Raw genomic sequence first — 15932 nt, forward strand, 5'->3', positions numbered from 1 at the left:
GCCAGCGCCGTTAATCCGGCAGCAGCTAACAACTGGCGTCGGGATAACCTCACGACGCACCCTCCTCCGAATTCCCGCAGGTTCTCGCCGCGGGGCTACGGAATGCTAGCGAAGGTGATACCCGGCGCGACGGGGCCAGTGCGAGTCAAAGTGCGGTCCGTCAGAGGGAGCGTTCCGTCGAGCGCCGCGAGCACCGCGTCACGGGCGAGCGGCAGGACCTCGGCGACGGTGACGTCGCGGCCCAACTCCTGTGAGAGAGAAGCGACGCCCGCGTCCTTGATCCCGCAGGGAATGATGTCGCCGAACGCGTCGAGGCTCGCGTTGCAGTTGATCTCGAAGCCGTGCATGGTCACGCCGCGCTGCACGCGGATGCCGATGGCGGCGACCTTGCGTTCCGGGCCGCGGTCGTCGGCGGGCAGCCACACGCCGCTGCGGCCCTCGATCCGGCCGGTGTGCACGCCGAGCCGGTCGCACACGTCGATCAGGCCCTGCTCGACGCGCCGCACGTACTCCACGACGTCGATCGGATCGGCGAGCTTGACGATCGGGTAGCCGACCAGTTGGCCCGGTCCGTGCCAGGTGATCTTGCCGCCGCGGTCGACGTCGATGACCGGGGTGTCGCCACCGCGCGGGCGCTCCTCGTCGAGGGTGCGCCGGCCGCAGGTGTAGACGGGCGGGTGTTCGAGCAGCAGGAGGGTGTCCGGGCCGGTACCGGTATCACCACTGGCGGCGCGCGCCTCCGCGATCTCCTTCTGGAGGTCCCACGCCGCCATGTAGTCGATGAGCCCCAGCTCACGGATGACGACGGGGTCTGACGAGGTCCGGCACGAGTTCACGACCCGACGTTACCAACCCCAGGAGCATGGCCGCCAAAAGTCCGATGCCCGTCACACCCAGCACGGCGCCGACGACGTCGGTGACCCAGTGCATCTCCAGGACGATCCTCGCGAACCCCGCCACCAGCACCGCGAGCACCGCCCACAGCACACCGCGCTTCAGCAGGACGACCATCGTGAAACCGGCCGACGCGACCGCCACCGTGTGCCCGCTCGGATAGCTCGGCAGGTGGTACTCGACGGGCCGCACGCGGTCGAACAGGAACCGCGTCAGCAAGGTCGCGCAGCACAGCGCGTGCAACGCCAGGCCCTTCCACAACCGCGGGTCACGCCGCCGCCAGGCCAGGACGAACAACACCGCCGCGAACGCCCATCCGATCGTCGGTCCGAGCGCCAGGCTCACCACGAACGCGGTCGTGCGCAGCCACTCGGGTCGCGGCAGCTCGTCGTGCACCCACACATCGAGCCCGGTCATCTCGGGAAGTCCCAGCAGGATCCACGAGATGACCAGCACCGCCGCCACCGCACGCGTCATGCGACCGCCGCGTTCAGGGCCGCCGGCAGCGTGGGGTGCAGGAAGTGGAACCCGTGCCTCTCCAGCACCTTCGGCGTCAGGCCCGGACCGCTGAGCAGCAGCTCCTGCGCCATCTCGCCGCCGAGCAACGTCTTGAGCGCGAACGCCGGCACCGTCCACGGCGTCGGCCGGCTCAGCGCCGTGCCGACCGCCTTGGTGAACTCGGCGTTCGTCACCGGAGCCGGGCCCGCGACGTTCACCGGCCCGCGGATCTCCTCGTGCTCGACGGCGAACCGGTAGGCGGACACGACGTCGTCCAGCGACACCCACGGGAAGTACTGCTCGCCACTGCCGAGCTTGCCGCCCAGGAAGAACTGGAACACCGGCTTCAACCGGCCGAACACACCGCCCGACGGAGAGATGACGACAGCGGTGCGCATGAGCACGACCCGCACACCGCCTTCCTGCGCCACGGACGTCGCCGCCTCCCAGTCCTGGGTCAGCCGCGACATGAACGTGTGGCCGCCCGGCGCGTCCTCGTCGGCGAGGCGTGACGCGGTGTCACCGTAGAAGTGGGCGCCCGACGAGCTCACCAGCGCCGGCACCCCGTGCTCGACGCAGGCCGCCGACAGCACCTCGGCCGGCACGACCCGGCTGTCGTGCAGCACCTGCTTGCGCGCGTCGTCCCACCGCTTGTCGGCGATGCCCGCACCGCACAGGTTGATGACGGCGTCGACGCCGTCGAACGTCCCGACGTCGATGCGCCCGGCGTACGGGTCCCAGCCGCGTTCGTCGGGTGCGGCGGCTTTGCGGCGCACCAGCCGCAGCACCTCGTGGCCGGCGGCGCGCATGGACGCCACCAGGCTCGTTCCGATCAAGCCCGACGATCCCGCGATGACGACTCGCATAGATAGATCGTTCCCCACTCAAGCACCGCGTGCACAGCCACTCCTGGCACATCTGACCCAGGATGTGCTGAAGGCCACCCCGGCAAACCGGAGTGGCCTTCAGGTCACACGTTCCGCCGATATCCGATATATCGGATATCAGTCCTGCTCAGGGCGTTCAGAGACCGAGGTCGGCCTCGAACGCGCCCTCCTCGAGACGGTTCTTGACCGTCGTGAGGAAGCGGCCCGCGTCGGCACCGTCGACCAGGCGGTGGTCGTAGGTGAGCGCGAGGTACATCATCGAGCGGATCGCGATGGTGTCGTTGCCGTCCTCGTCGGTCATGACGACCGCGCGCTTCTTGACGACGCCGACGCCCAGGATGCCGACCTGCGGCTGCTGGATGATCGGGGTGTCGAAGAGCGCGCCGTTGCTGCCGAGATTGGTCAGCGAGAACGTGCCGCCGGCGAGCTCGTCGGGCGTGAGCTTGTTCGAGCGGGCGCGCGTCGCCAGGTCACCGATCTTGTGGGCGATGCCCGACAGGTTCAGGTCACCGGCGTTGTGGATCACGGCGTTGAGCAGGCCGCGCTCCGTGTCGATCGCCAGACCGAGGTGCTCGGCACCGTGGTAGGTGACCTCCTTGCGCTCCTCGTCGATCGACGCGTTGAGCACCGGGTGGGCCTTGAGGGCCTCGATGGCGGCCTTGGCGAAGAACGGCAGGAACGTGAGCTTCGCGCCCTCGCGAGACTCGAACGCCTTCTTGGCCTGGTTGCGCAGCCGGGCGATCTTGGTCACGTCGACCTCGAACACCTGGGTGAGCTGGGCCGATCCCTGCAGGGACTCACGCGTGCGCTGCGCGACGATCTGACGCAGGCGCGGGAGCTTCTGCACGGTGCCGCGCTTGCCCGAGTTGTCGACCGCGGCCGGAGCCGAGGTGCGGGAGGCGGGCGCGGCAGCCGGAGCAGCGGCGGCGGGCGCGGGAGCCGGGGCCTTCTTGGCCTCGACGGCGGCCAGCACGTCCTGCTTGCGGATGCGGCCACCGACGCCGGTGCCCTTGAGCGAGCCCAGGTCGATGCCGTTCTCCGACGCGAGCTTGCGCACGAGCGGAGTGACGTACGGCGTGCCGTTCGCGTCGTCCGAAGTGGACTGCGCGGCGGCGGGAGCGGCCTGCGGAGCCGGAGCGGCGGGGGCCGGAGCCGGTGCCGGGGCGGCCTGCGGGGCCGGAGCCGGAGCGGGCGCCGGAGCGGCCTGCTGGGGAGCGGGCTTGGACTCCGGGGCGGGCGCGGCGGCCGGAGCCGGGCTGCCCGAACCGATGACGGCGAGCTTGCCGCCGACCTCGACGGTCTCGTCCTCACCGGCGCTGATCTCGAGCAGCGTGCCCGCGACCGGCGACGGGATCTCGGTGTCGACCTTGTCGGTCGAGACCTCGAGCAGCGGCTCGTCGACCTCGACGCTGTCGCCGACCTGCTTGAGCCAGCGGGTGACGGTGCCCTCGGTGACGGACTCGCCGAGCGCGGGCATCGTGACGTCGGTGCCCTCGGCCGGACCACCGGACTGGGCGGGGGCCGCGGGAGCCGGAGCTTCCTGCGCCTGTTCGGACGGCTGCGCGGACGGCTGCGTCTGCTGCGGCTCGGGAGCGGACTCCTGGGCCGGGGCGGGCGCGGGCTCGGACGGTGCGGCGTCGCCGTCACCGATGACCGCGAGCTCACCGCCGACCTCGACGGTGTCGTCCTCCTGCGCGACGATCTTCTGCAGGACGCCGGCCGCCGGGGACGGGATCTCGGTGTCGACCTTGTCGGTGGACACCTCGAGCAACGGCTCGTCCACCTCCACCCGGTCGCCTTCTTGCTTCAACCACCGGGTGACCGTGCCCTCGGTGACGCTCTCACCGAGTGCGGGCATCTGGACGGAGAAGGCCATTGTTCGCTGACTCCTCGTGCTCTCGTGTGGCTGACTTTGTGTGGGGAACGGTCAGCCGTGCACGTGCAGCGGCTTGCCGGCCAGGGCGAGGAACGCCTCGCCCAGGGCTTCAGTCTGGGTCGGGTGGGCGTGGATCAGCGGAGCCACGTCCTCCGGGTAAGCCTCCCAGCTGTAGATCAGCTGTGCTTCACCGATGAGTTCGCCGACGCGCTCGCCGACCATGGTGATCCCGACGACCGGGCCGTCGGGAGCCTTGACGAGCTTCACGCCACCGGCGGTCTTGAGGATCTGGCTCTTGCCGTTGCCCGCGAGGTCGTAGACGAAAACCTCGGCGGACCCGTACTTCTCCTTCGCGGCGGCCTCGGAGAGACCGACGGAGGCGACCTCGGGCTTGCAGTAGGTGACGCGCGGGATGCCCGCCTCGTCGATCACCTTCGGGTTCTGGCCCGCGATCTCCTCGGCCACGAAGATGCCCTGCTGGAACCCGCGGTGCGCGAGCTGCAGGCCCGGCACGATGTCGCCGACGGCGTACACGTTCTCCAGGTTCGTGCGCAGGCGCTCGTCGGTGACGACGAAGCCGCGGTCGATCTTGACGCCGGCCTCCTCGTAGCCGTGACCCGCGCTGTTCGGGCCGCGGCCGACCGCGACGAGCAGCAGGTCGGCGTCGAGGACGTCGCCGTTCTCCAGCGTGATCGACACGCCCGAGCCGGACTGGGTGGCGCCGGTGAACTTCACGCCGGTCTTGAACTTGATGCCGCGCTTGCGGAACGCGCGCTCCAGCTGCTTGGACGCGTACTCGTCCTCGGCCGGGACCAGGCGGGGCAGGGCCTCGACGATGGTCACCTCTGCGCCGAACGAACGCCACACGCTGGCGAACTCCACACCGATGACGCCGCCGCCGAGGACGACGACCTTCTCCGGGATGAAGTCCAGGTTGAGCGCCTGGTCGCTGGTGATGACCCGGCCGCCGATCTCCAGACCGGGCAGGCTGCGGGCGTACGAACCGGTCGCGAGGACCACGTTGCGGCCCGTGTAGCGCTGCCCGTTCACCTCGACGGTGTTCGGGCCGACGAACGTGCCCGAGCCCTCGACCAGGGTGACCTTGTTGGCCTTCGCGAGACCCTGCAGACCCTTGTAGAGTCGCGAGACCACGCCGTCCTTGTACGAGTTGACGCCGGCGATGTCGATGCCCTCGAGCGAGCTCTTCACGCCGAACTGGTCGCCCTCGCGAGCGTTGTCCGCGACCTCGGCCGCGTGCAGCAGCGCCTTGGTCGGGATGCAACCGCGGTGCAGGCAGGTGCCGCCCAGCTTGTCCTTCTCGACCAGGACGACGGACAGGCCGAGCTCTGCCGCGCGGAACGCGCAGGCGTAGCCACCTGAACCACCGCCGAGGATGACAAGATCGGCGTTGGTGGCCGACTCCAGTTCCGGCGAAGTCACTTCGGATCTCCTCGGGATTACTTACTACGCGCGGGTGCGCGCGAGGTACGCGGCCATCTTGTCACTAGTTGCCGGAGCGTGGTGATCCGGCATGCGGCACCATGCCGGATCCTGATCATTCACCTACTCATAACACCCTTACCTGGCACCATGGTGGAGGGAAGCACAGGAGGTGCTCGATGGGGCTGTTCGATCGTTTCCGCAGGAAACCACGTCCGGGTGTGCTACGTACCGCCTCAGGCCAGGACACGAGTCATCTCGAACAGTGGACGAAGAGCCGTCACGGCGTCGAGGCCTATGTGGAACCGAAGACCACGGTGACCGAAACCACTGTGGTCCTGGTCGCTCACGACGGCGAGTGGACCCGCCGCCGCGTCGCGTCACCGGACGCCGCGAGGTCGTTCGCGCGCAAACTCGGCATGCCGATCTACGACGCGGGCATCGTGGGTTACCCGAAGCGCATGCGTGACTACACGGCGCGAAAAAAGGCCTCGGGCGATCTTTAGATCTCCACGGTCGGTTCGTGCCGCACGGGAAAATTGACGCTCGCCGCGATGAAGCACAGCGAGTGCGCTTTCTCGTGCAATGCCTGCGCCGTTTCCTTGGTGGCGGGGTCCGCGACGGTCACGACGGGGTGGAGCAGCACCTCGGTGAACCGCCCGGACCCGTCCGGATGCTCGGCCATCGTGCCGGTCGCGCGGTCGCGGTAGCCGGTCACGACGACGCCGTTCGTCGACGCGAGGTGCAGGTACCAGAGCATGTGGCACTGCGCGAGCGACGCGACCAGCAGTTCCTCGGGGTTGTAGCGGCTGCGGTCACCCCGGAACGACGGGTCGGACGACCCGAGGATCGTCTCCTTGCCCTCGATCCGGATCTCGTGCGCGCGCTCGTAGGACTTGTACCCGGAAGTCCCGCTCCCGGTGTTGCCGGTCCAAACGACGTCGGCCTCGTACTGGTGCGTCCCCATGCAGAAATACTCCTCTCATCGGGTCCAGGTATCCAGTCCCGTGAGACTCGTGTCTCCATCCGGCCGTTCTGCTCCTGTGGACAAGAGTCCACAGTGGACTTCGTAGTTCGTTCTCTCTGCAGAACAGGGAATTCGGGGGTGAACGATCCTTTGTGCGCCATGATCGTCTACATGGGACTGAAATGAGAACGGGCGGAGACCCCGAAGGATCCCCGCCCGTTCCGTGCAGAGCAGGACTCAGCCGTTGGCCGCGATGTCCGCCAGCACGGCCGCGATGGTCCGCACCGGAACACCGGTGCCGCCCTTCGAGGTGTAGCCGTACGGGCCACCGGTGTGGAACGCCGGGCCGGCGATGTCGATGTGCGCCCACTGCACGCCCTCGGCCACGAACTCGCGCAGGAATAGGCCGGCCGCGAGCATGCCGCCCCACCGGTGCCCGGTGACGTTCGCGAGGTCCGCCAGGCGCGAGTCGAGGTCCGCGCGCAGTTCCTCGGGCAGCGGCATCGGCCACGCCGACTCGCCGACGGCGGTGCCGATGGCGGCCACGCGGTCGCGGAACTCGTCCGAGCCCATGACACCCGAGGTGCGCTTGCCCAGGGCCACGACCTGCGCGCCGGTCAGCGTCGCGGTCTCGATCAGGTAGTCGGGGCCGTCCTCGCACGCGCGCACGATGGCGTCGGACAGGATCAGGCGGCCCTCGGCGTCGGTGTTGAGCACCTCGACGGTCTTGCCGCCGTACATGGTCAGCACGTCGCCGGGGCGGTACGCGTCACCGGACGGCATGTTCTCCGCCATCGGGATCGACGCGATGATCTCCAGCGGGTACTTGAGCTTCGCGGCGAGCACCATCGTGGCGACGATCGCGGCGGCACCCGACATGTCCGAGGTCATCTCGTCCATGCCCGCGGCCGGCTTGATCGAGATGCCGCCGGTGTCGAACGTGATGCCCTTGCCGACCAGGGCGACCTTCTTGACGGCCTTCGTGCCCTTGTACGAGATGCGCACGAGACGCGGCTGGCGCGTCGAACCGACGCCGACACCCAGGATGCCGCCGAAGCCCTGCTTCTTCAGTGCCTTCTCGTCGAGGATCTCGACGTCGAGGCCGGCCGCGGTGGCGAGCTTCTCCGCGCGGGCGGCGAACGAGGCGGGGTAGAGGTCGTTCGGCGGCGTGTTGATGAAGTCACGCGCGATGGCGACGGACTCGGCGATCGCGACGGCGGCCTTCAGCGCGGCCTTGTTCTCCTTGGAACCGGCGGCGTGCAGGTCGACCTTCGCGACCGGGCCCTCGCCCTTGTCGGACTTGTACTCGGTGAACGAGTAGGCGCCGAGCAGCGTGCCCTCGGCCGCGGCACCGACGTGCAGGGCGGCGAGCGTGTTGATCGCGCGCTTCTTGCCGCCCAGCGCGCGGGCGGCGACACCGGACGCGCGGCGCACCTCCTCCTCGCCCGCGGTCTTGCCGAGGCCGACGGCCAGCACGAGGGGGGCGGCGATCTTGCCGAACGTCGGCACCTTCACCAGTTCGTCGGCCTTGCCGGACGCGCGCAGCGTGCCGAGCACGTCGAGCAGCGCGCCGTCGAACGCGGCGGCGACAGCTTCGGCACCGGGTGCGAGCTCCAGACCGTCCGCACCCTGCAGGGTGCCCACGACGACTGCGTCCGCGGCGGTGGTGCTCAGGTCGCCCTCGGTGAGGGCCAGCTTCGGGGCTGTCACGTGCTGCTCCAGGGTTGTGCGTGCGAGGGGCTCGGAATCGTGACTCATGCTAAAGGTCGGACTGTCCCACTAATGCCCAGCCCCGCCACGTTCGCCGCAATCTGTGACGTTCACAGTTGCGCACAGTGGCGATTCGCCCGTTTCGCGCGTCAGTCGACCGGGTGGTTACGGCGGGTTGCTACGTCTGACAATGTGTACCGGTGACCCACACGCCTCGCGAGATCGTCACGACGGTCGCGCTCGGTCTGCCCGCGGTGCTCGGAGCGGGGGTCTTCGCCGGATTCGCCCCAGCAGCAGGCCTTGCGGGCTGGTGGGTGCTCCCGGCGCTGGCCATCTCCGCGCTCGCCGCCCTGTGCTCGGCCTTCTCGACCGCTGACCAGTCCCGTGCCTATCCGGACATCGGGGGCGGCTACGGGTATGTGCGCGCGCAGCTCGGCGTGTGGCCCGCGAGGATGACAGCGAGCGCCCACCTGCTGGGCCGGTGCGCCATGGCCGCGGCGGTGGCGCTGATGTTCGGCGCGTACGTGGTGCCGGACCAGCCGCTGATCGGCTCGCTCGCCCTCGTCGTCGCGACGGCGCTGCTCGGCGCGGCCGGGTTCCGCTTCACCACCGGTGCCAGCGTGCTGGTGTCGGTGGTCTTGCTCGGCGTGCTGGCGCTGGTCGTCGCGGCGAGCTTCTCGATCGCGCCCGTGCCGTCGGCGGGGGAGGCGGGCACCGTCAACGAGCTCGTCGGGGTCGCCGGCCTGATGTTCATGGCGTTCGCCGGCTTCGAACGCGTCACCGCACCGCATCGCGGCGAGCAGGCGCACTCGCCGGCCGTGTTGAAGATCGCGATTCCGGTTCTCATCGGACTGTCGTTCGCCGTCTACCTGGCCGTGGGGGCGGGCGTGCTCCGTCAGCTCGGCAGCGCGCGCCTGGCGTTGTCACCGGCTCCGCTGCGAGACGCGCTCGTCGCGGCGGACTCGGCCGCGCTGGTGCCGCTGGTGCAGATCGCCGCGGCGGTGGCCGGCGTGGCCGCGCTGCACTTCGTCCTCGCGTCCGCTCACCGCACGCTGACCGGGCTGGCCGAGGACGGCGACCTGCCGACCCGCCTCAGGCCCGGCGCGCTGTCGCTCGTCGTGGTCGTCGCTGCCGTGCTCGCGGTCGTGCTGATGCCGCTGGGGCTGGCGCTGGGTGTGGCGGCCTGCGGGACGTTGTTCTACTACGCCTTCACGAACGCGTCGGCTCGGGTGCTGCTGCAGAACGACCGCACGTGGCCCATGCGCACGGCCTGCCTCGGGCTCGGGCTCTCGGTGCTGCTCGCCATGAGCATGCCGGTGCCCGCGATGCTCATCTCGATCGCGGGCCTGGGCGTGGGCACGGGTCTTATCGGGCTTACAGCGTCACTGAGAGGAAAACGAGCAGCGTCACGCCAACGCACACCATAAGCCCGATGATGCGGCCGTTGTTGGACGGCTTCTCCTTGGCGATCGCCCCGTAGCAGGCCAGGAAGATCGCGGCGGCGAACACGGCGCCGACCACACCGCCGACACCCCCGATCACCCAGCCGTCGAGAAGCGTCATGCCGGTGCCCAGAACGAGCAGTGCGGCCTGTAACACGGTGCGGACGTCCGCACCCTTCGAAGATCGTTCCACCTCGGTCATGGCCGGGGACTCTATCGAGCTTCAACTAGTAGGACGTCCGAGTTTTGGGAAGACGATTTTCCGTATCCCCACCTGCGGGTTACCGTGCTCTCATGACGAGCGAGTTGCCTTTCACCCGGACTCCCCACCCGCACCCGGCGACCCCGGAGCGCGTAGCGGAGGTACTTGCCAAGCCGGGCTTCGGGCAGCACTTCACCGACCACATGGTGACGATCCGCTGGAACCGCGAGAAGGGCTGGCACGACGCTGAAGTCGGCCCGTACTCCACCCTCGCACTGGACCCCGCGGCAATGGTGCTGCACTACGGCCAGGCGATCTTCGAAGGGCTCAAGGCCTACCGGCAGCCCGACGGTTCGATCGCGTCCTTCCGCCCTGAGGCCAACGCCGAGCGCTTCCGCGCCTCGGCCCGCCGCATGGCGATGCCCGAACTTCCCGACGAGCTCTTCCTGGAGTCCGTGCGGCAGATCCTCGCGGTCGACGACCGCTGGGTGCCCGCGGCCGCGGAGGAGTCCCTCTACCTGCGGCCGTTCATGATCTCCACGGAGAAGGGCCTCGGCGTGCGACCCGCGTCCGAGTACCTCTACGTGCTGATCGCCTCTCCCGCCGGCTCCTACTTCGCGGGCGGCGTCCGCCCCGTGAGCGTGTGGCTCTCGACCGAGTACGTCCGCGCGGCCCCCGGTGGCACCGGCGCGGCCAAGTTCGCCGGCAACTACGCCGCGTCCCTCGTGGCGCAGGCGCAGGCCGCCGAGAAGGGCTGCGACCAGGTCGTCTGGCTCGACGCGGTGGAACGCCGCTGGGTCGAGGAGATGGGCGGCATGAACCTGTTCTTCGTCTTCGGGAACAAGGTGATCACGCCCGAGCTCACCGGCACGCTGCTGCCCGGCATCACCCGGAACTCGTTGCTGACGCTGGCCTCCGACCTCGGCCTGTCCGTGGAGGAGCGCCGCATCTCGACCGACGAGTGGGAGAAGGCCAACGCCTCCGGTGAGCTCACCGAGGTCTTCGCCTGTGGCACGGCGGCGGTCATCACGCCGGTCGGCCACGTCAAGCACGCCGGCGGCGAGTTCGACATCGCCGACGGCGGCACCGGCTCGGTGACGATGAAGCTGCGCGAGCGCCTGACCAGCCTGCAGCACGGCCACGCCGCCGACACCCACGGCTGGATGACGACCCTTCGCTCCTAGGCGATCACCAGCACGGCCAGAAGCGCGATTTCGGCGGCAGCACCGAGCACATCACCGGTGATGCCGCCGAAACGCTTTCCGGTGTGCTTCACCAACAGCCACACGAGCGCGAACGCGACGACGACGGCGACGACCGCGCGCCACCCGAGCGGAATCGCCGCCGCAGCGAGCACCACCCACGTGCCGACGACCAGCAACGGATGCTGTGTGCCCGCCACGAGAGCACCAAGCCCCTCGGGCCGTGCCGCGGGCACACCGCGCATGCAGCAGATCCCGAACGCCGCCCGGCTCGTCGCGAACGCGAGCAGCACGACACCCCAACCGGCGTGGGGGAGTGCGGCGGCCTGCGCACCCAGCACCACGATCAGCGAGACGACGCCGAACGGTCCCGCGCCACCGTCCTTCATGACCTTGAGCGCCCGCTCCGGCGGCCCGTAGCAACCGAGTCCGTCGGCGACGTCGGCCAGCCCGTCGAGGTGCATGCCGCGCGTTGCAAGGGCGACGACGCCGACGACCAGAAACCCGGCCACGAGCGCCGATATATTGGATATCGCGAGCAGCTCAAGCACGCCGACGACGAACGCGCCGAGCACGACGCCGACGACGAGCGTGGTTGCAATGGCCCGTCCCGCCGCCTTGCGATCGACGTCGTCGACCCTGAGCGGCAGGACGGTCAGCCAGGAGAACGCCAGTTTCACCCAGTCGTATTTTCTCGGTTCGTGATGCCGGCGTTCTCGAACGTCGCCATCTCCGCGAGTACCTTCACCGCCGAGATCAGCAACGGCAGCGCCGCCACGGCACCGGAGCCCTCACCGAGCCGCATCCCGAACTCCAGCAGCGGCTTCAGGTTCAGGTGCCCGAGCGCGATCGCGTGCGCGGGCTCGGCCGACTCGTGCCCGGCCACCCACCACTCGCGCGCACCCGGCGCCATCTCCTCGGCGACGACGGCGGCCGCACCGACGACGACGCCGTCGAGCACGACAGGGGTCTTGCGCACGGCGGCCTGCGCGAGGAACCCGGCCATCGCGGCGATGTCGGCGCCCCCGGCCGTGGCGAGCAACGCGACCGGGTCGCTGATCACCAGGCGGGCCCGGCGCAGCGCGTCCCGGATCGCCGCCGTCTTGCGCATCCACGCCTGGTCGTCGATGCCGGTGCCGCGCCCGACGACCGCGACGGGCTCCGACCCGGTCAGCGACGCGATCAGCACGGCGGCGGGCGTCGTGTTGCCGATACCCATGTCGCCCGCGACGAGCACGTCGGCGCCCGCGTCGACCTCCTCGTCGGCGACTGCGCGGCCGGCAGCGATCGCGAGTTCGCACTGCTCACGGGTGAGCGCGTCCTCGCGGTCGATCGACCCCGACGAGCGCCGCACCTTGTGCTGGCTGACCGCGGCCGGGGTGTCCGCGTCGACGGCCATGTCGACCACGCGGACCGTGGCGCCCGCGACCTGCGCGAGCACGTTCACCGCGGCGCCACCGGTCAGGAAGTTCGCGACCATCTGACCGGTCACCTCGCTCGGGAACGCCGACACGCCCTGCGCGGTGATGCCGTGGTCGCCCGCGAACACGACCACGCGCGGCCGCACGAACGGCTTCGGCGGCACGGAGCCCTGGCAGGCGGCGATCCAGTTGCCCAGCTCTTCGAGCCGTCCGAGGGAGCCGACCGGCTTGGTCAGCACCGCGTGCCGGGCCTCGGCCTCGCGCAGAACGGTCTCGTCCGGCGGTTCAACCGGCGGGAACTCGGTGCTCACCTGGTCGCTCCTATCGCAGTTTCAGGGGGATACCGGCGACGAGGAGGGTGACCTCGTCGCACACCTCGGCGACGCGCGCGTTGAGCGCACCGAGGTGATCGCGGAAGAGCCTGCCAGAGCGCGTGGACGGAATGACGCCGAGGCCGACCTCCGCCGTCACGAGCACCAGCCGTGCCCGGCACGTGGCGACCGAACGCACGAGCTGGTCGACGTTGTGCGCGATGGTCTCGGCGCCGTTGCCCTCCCACGCTTGAGCGTCGTCGAGCACGCCGACCAGCCACGTGGACAGGTCGTCCACCAGGATCGGCGGGTCCTCGTACTGCGTCGCCGTGAGCAACGCGGCCAGGTCGGCCGGCGAGGACGCCTCGACCGTGTGCCAGGTGGACGGACGCCGCGCGACGTGCAGCGCGATGCGCGCGTCCCAGTCAGGGTCGTCCGGGTACCGGCGCGCGGTGGCGACGTAGGTCACGGTCGCTTCGGTGAGCAGACCTTCCGCATGCGCTGACTTGCCCGAACGTGCTCCGCCGAGCACGAGCGTGCGAGGTGACAAGAGAGTTAGCCTTCGTCCGTGGAATACCGCTGGCGTTACCAGGATGCACAGGGACGCGACGTCGCGGGCCCGGATGTGATGTTCGCGGACCAGGCCGAGGCCGAGGAGTGGTTCAGCGCCGGGTGGCGTGACCTGCTCGACGCCGGGGTCGAACAGGTCACGCTGCTGCGTTCGGAATCCGAGGTGTACGGCCCGATGAGCCTGCACCCGGCCCAGTAACTCAGCCCAGTAACTCAGCCCTGGGCGGTGAGCCTCGGGTCGTCGGTGATGACGCCTTCGAGGACCTTGTCGATCTGCGTGAGCACGTCGTCGCCGAGCTCGACGTCGATGGCCTTGACGTTCTCGAAGACCTGCTCCGGACGCGACGCGCCGATGATCGCGGACGCGACGTTCGGGTTCTTCAGCACCCACGCGACGGCGAGCTGCGCCAGCGTGATGCCCGCGTCCTCCGCGATCGGCTTGAGCTGCTGAACGGCGTTGAGCACGTCGTCCCGCATCCAGCGCGCGATCATCTGCGAACCACGCGCGTCGGCCAGACGTGACCCCTCCGGCACCTCGGCGCCCGGGAGGTACTTGCCGGTCAGGATGCCCTGCGCGACGGGGGAGAAGACGATCTGGCTCAGGCCCTCGCGCTCGCACGCCGGGATGACCTGCGGCTCGATGACGCGCCACAGCATCGAGTACTGCGGCTGGTGCGACACGAACGGGACGTTCAGCTCACGGGCCAGCGCGGCACCGCGGGTGATCTGCTCGGCGGTCCACTCGGAGACGCCGACGTAGAGGACCTTGCCCTGGCGGACGAGGTCGGCGAACGCCAGCATCGTCTCTTCCAGCGGGACACTGTGGTCGAACCGGTGCGCCTGGTACAGGTCGACGTAGTCGGTCTGCAGCCGCTTCAGCGACGCGTTGGCCGACTCCATGATGTGCTTGCGGCCGAGCCCACGGTCGTTGGCGCCACCGGGACCGGTCGGCCAGTAGACCTTGGTGAGGATCTCGAGCGACTCGCGCCGCTCACCCCGCAGCGCCCGGCCGAGCACCGACTCCGCGGCCGTGTTGGCGTAGACGTCGGCGGTGTCGAAGGTCGTGATCCCCGACTCCAGCGCCGCCTTCACACAGGCGTGGGCCTGGTCCTCTTCGACCTGGGACCCGTGCGTGAGCCAGTTGCCGTACGAGATCTCACTGATGGACAGGCCGCTGCGGCCGAGTCGACGGAACTTCATACATCGGAGCTTAACCGAAATCGTTCGTGCTGCTAATGAACTTCGGGCGCGTGCCACACCATGGAATACCGCCAGAACAGGCGCCGGCGGATCCGCGCTCCGGGCACGATCTCCGCTGCCGCCGCCCGGATCTCGTTCAACGTCGGCGCGCTCATCACCACCGGCATCTCCGCGTCGTGCGGCGTGCCTCCGGTGCCGTTGAGGGCCTTGGCCAGCCCGACGATGGCGTTGGCTGGCAGCGTCACCAGCTCCATGGCCCGGTCGGCCCGGCTTGCCATCATGTACAGCCCGATGACGATCAGCGTTCCGCCCGGCCTGGTCAGCCCGGCGAGCCTGGTGAGACCTTCGCGCAACGGCAGGTGGTGCAGGCTCGCCTCGGCGGTGACGACGTCGTACCGCCCGAGGTCGTGGGTGAGCACGTCGCCGTGAATCCATCGGACCTGGTCCGTGGTGGCGCTCGCTCGTTCGATCATGCGCGCGCTGGCGTCGATCGCGGTGACCTCGCCGGCCCTGACCTGCCGCGCCAGGTCACCCAGGCCGCAGCCGACGTCCAGCGCCGATCCGGCCCCCGACGGCAACTGCCGGAGCAGCCAGCGGCGGTACCACTCGTTGTGGTTCCACCGCAGCTTCTCCGGCAGTTGAAGCTTGCGCTGCTTCTCGCGCACCGGCTACTTGATCGCGTCGCCCGGCTTCACACGCGGCTTGGGCACGCGCAGCTTGCGGATCTGGCTCGCGCGGATGAACGAGTACCAGCCGATCGACAGGCCCTTGATCGGCTCGGTCGGGAACTTCGCCCGCACCTTCCGCGTGACGAGGCGGCCGAGCACGATGCCCTCGATGACCATCGCGATCAGCATGAACGTCGTCGCGAGCGTCGCGTACCGCTGCACGGCCAGCGACGGCGTCAGCAGCGCCACGAACACGAGGATCGCGAGCGGCATGAACAGACCCATGAGGTTGCGCCGCGAGTCGACGAGGTCGCGGATGTACGCCTTCACCGGACCGCGGTCACGCGGCAGCAGGTACTTGTCCTCGCCCGCCATCATGCGCTGACGACGCTCGGTGGCCGCGGCACGGCGCTCTTCCTTGCTCACCTTGTTGCCGCGCATGCGCTTGAACGCTTCGCGCTGCGTGCGGGGAGGCGGCGGCACAGGGCCGGAACGCCTGCCTTGTGCCTCACGCCGCTTGGGCGTGGGCCTGCCCTTGCCCGCGGAACGGGTGGAGTCGGCGACCTCGTCGGTCGACTCGGTGGCCGGGGCATCGGTGTCGGCGGCGTTACGGCGCAGGAACCTCACGACCACAGGGTAGGACA

General features: G+C 69.6%; 18 protein-coding genes. 4 read left to right on the forward strand and 14 right to left on the reverse strand.

Annotation, left to right across the window (positions count from 1 at the left end; genetic code table 11):
* Positions 1-95: 95 nt before the first annotated feature.
* The 5 genes from lipB to lpdA form a co-directional block, all read right to left on the reverse strand.
* The gene (gene lipB, locus IG04_RS0101125; protein WP_030474587.1) at positions 96-836 is read right to left on the reverse strand and encodes a lipoyl(octanoyl) transferase LipB; all 741 of its coding nucleotides are present in this window, start codon (positions 834-836) and stop codon (positions 96-98) included.
* Positions 793-1371 (reverse strand): phosphatase PAP2 family protein, encoded by a 579-nt coding sequence (locus IG04_RS42165; RefSeq protein ID WP_051768616.1) that lies wholly within the window; start codon positions 1369-1371, stop codon positions 793-795. The genes lipB and IG04_RS42165 overlap by 44 nt, the downstream gene beginning before the upstream one ends.
* A complete protein-coding gene (locus IG04_RS0101135) occupies positions 1368-2258 on the reverse strand; it encodes a TIGR01777 family oxidoreductase (protein ID WP_030474589.1) in 891 nt (296 codons plus the stop codon). Before IG04_RS0101135 ends, IG04_RS42165 begins: the two co-directional genes overlap by 4 nt.
* Before the next feature lie 157 nt (positions 2259-2415).
* A complete protein-coding gene (gene sucB, locus IG04_RS0101140; protein WP_030474590.1) occupies positions 2416-4155 on the reverse strand; it encodes a 2-oxoglutarate dehydrogenase, E2 component, dihydrolipoamide succinyltransferase in 1740 nt (579 codons plus the stop codon).
* Between the two features lie 51 nt (positions 4156-4206).
* Positions 4207-5595: a dihydrolipoyl dehydrogenase gene (lpdA, locus tag IG04_RS0101145; RefSeq protein ID WP_245816390.1), complete on the reverse strand. Its 1389-nt coding sequence runs from the start codon at positions 5593-5595 to the stop codon at positions 4207-4209.
* A 179-nt stretch (positions 5596-5774) separates the two neighbouring features.
* Between lpdA and IG04_RS0101150 the strand changes: the two genes are divergently transcribed.
* Entirely contained in the window at positions 5775-6101 is a 327-nt protein-coding gene (locus tag IG04_RS0101150) for an oxidoreductase (RefSeq protein ID WP_030474592.1), read from the forward strand.
* On the opposite strand, the gene IG04_RS0101155 is transcribed toward IG04_RS0101150, so the two are convergent.
* Together IG04_RS0101155 and IG04_RS0101160 are read right to left on the reverse strand one after the other, a co-directional pair.
* A complete protein-coding gene (locus IG04_RS0101155) occupies positions 6098-6562 on the reverse strand; it encodes an OsmC family protein (RefSeq protein WP_030474593.1) in 465 nt (154 codons plus the stop codon). The genes IG04_RS0101150 and IG04_RS0101155 overlap by 4 nt on opposite strands.
* A gap of 237 nt (positions 6563-6799) precedes the next feature.
* Entirely contained in the window at positions 6800-8272 is a 1473-nt protein-coding gene (locus tag IG04_RS0101160) for a leucyl aminopeptidase (RefSeq protein ID WP_030474594.1), read from the reverse strand.
* A gap of 200 nt (positions 8273-8472) precedes the next feature.
* Here IG04_RS0101160 and IG04_RS0101165 point away from each other — a divergent pair, with 200 nt between their 5' ends.
* Entirely contained in the window at positions 8473-9699 is a 1227-nt protein-coding gene (locus IG04_RS0101165) for an APC family permease (protein ID WP_051768618.1), read from the forward strand.
* Here IG04_RS0101165 and IG04_RS0101170 read toward each other — a convergent pair.
* A complete protein-coding gene (locus tag IG04_RS0101170) occupies positions 9647-9916 on the reverse strand; it encodes a hypothetical protein (protein ID WP_030474596.1) in 270 nt (89 codons plus the stop codon). The two genes, IG04_RS0101165 and IG04_RS0101170, sit on opposite strands and share 53 nt — an antisense overlap.
* A 92-nt stretch (positions 9917-10008) precedes the next feature.
* Between IG04_RS0101170 and IG04_RS0101175 the strand changes: the two genes are divergently transcribed.
* A complete protein-coding gene (locus IG04_RS0101175) occupies positions 10009-11100 on the forward strand; it encodes a branched-chain amino acid aminotransferase (protein WP_030474597.1) in 1092 nt (363 codons plus the stop codon).
* On the opposite strand, the gene IG04_RS0101180 is transcribed toward IG04_RS0101175, so the two are convergent.
* Genes IG04_RS0101180 through cobU form a run of 3 tightly spaced genes read right to left on the reverse strand, consistent with a single transcriptional unit; the run spans position 11097 to position 13400 of the window.
* Positions 11097-11798 (reverse strand): adenosylcobinamide-GDP ribazoletransferase, encoded by a 702-nt coding sequence (locus tag IG04_RS0101180; RefSeq protein WP_030474598.1) that lies wholly within the window; start codon positions 11796-11798, stop codon positions 11097-11099. The genes IG04_RS0101175 and IG04_RS0101180 overlap by 4 nt on opposite strands.
* A complete protein-coding gene (gene cobT, locus IG04_RS0101185) occupies positions 11795-12850 on the reverse strand; it encodes a nicotinate-nucleotide--dimethylbenzimidazole phosphoribosyltransferase (RefSeq protein WP_030474599.1) in 1056 nt (351 codons plus the stop codon). The genes IG04_RS0101180 and cobT overlap by 4 nt, the downstream gene beginning before the upstream one ends.
* 10 nt (positions 12851-12860) lie before the next feature.
* Positions 12861-13400, reverse strand: a complete 540-nt coding sequence (gene cobU, locus IG04_RS0101190; RefSeq protein WP_030474600.1) for a bifunctional adenosylcobinamide kinase/adenosylcobinamide-phosphate guanylyltransferase — start codon at positions 13398-13400, stop codon at positions 12861-12863.
* An 18-nt stretch (positions 13401-13418) separates the two neighbouring features.
* Here cobU and IG04_RS0101195 point away from each other — a divergent pair, with 18 nt between their 5' ends.
* Positions 13419-13619 carry a hypothetical protein gene (locus IG04_RS0101195; RefSeq protein ID WP_030474601.1) on the forward strand — a complete coding sequence of 67 codons (201 nt, stop codon included), beginning with the start codon at positions 13419-13421 and terminating at the stop codon, positions 13617-13619.
* A 14-nt stretch (positions 13620-13633) separates the two neighbouring features.
* On the opposite strand, the gene IG04_RS0101200 is transcribed toward IG04_RS0101195, so the two are convergent.
* The 3 genes from IG04_RS0101200 to IG04_RS0101210 are packed head-to-tail and all read right to left on the reverse strand — an operon-like array spanning position 13634 to position 15915.
* A complete protein-coding gene (locus tag IG04_RS0101200; protein WP_030474602.1) occupies positions 13634-14620 on the reverse strand; it encodes an aldo/keto reductase family protein in 987 nt (328 codons plus the stop codon).
* Between the two features lie 32 nt (positions 14621-14652).
* Complete coding sequence (locus tag IG04_RS0101205) at positions 14653-15285, reverse strand: class I SAM-dependent methyltransferase (protein WP_051768620.1); 633 nt, start codon at positions 15283-15285, stop codon at positions 14653-14655.
* 3 nt (positions 15286-15288) lie between these two features.
* Positions 15289-15915, reverse strand: coding sequence for a DUF3043 domain-containing protein (locus IG04_RS0101210; RefSeq protein ID WP_030474604.1), 627 nt, complete (start codon positions 15913-15915; stop codon positions 15289-15291).
* Between the last annotated feature and the right edge of the window lie 17 nt (positions 15916-15932).

Origin of the sequence: Lentzea albidocapillata (assembly GCF_000719115.1) — a bacterium.
Taxonomy (GTDB): Bacteria; Actinomycetota; Actinomycetes; order Mycobacteriales; family Pseudonocardiaceae; genus Lentzea; species Lentzea albidocapillata.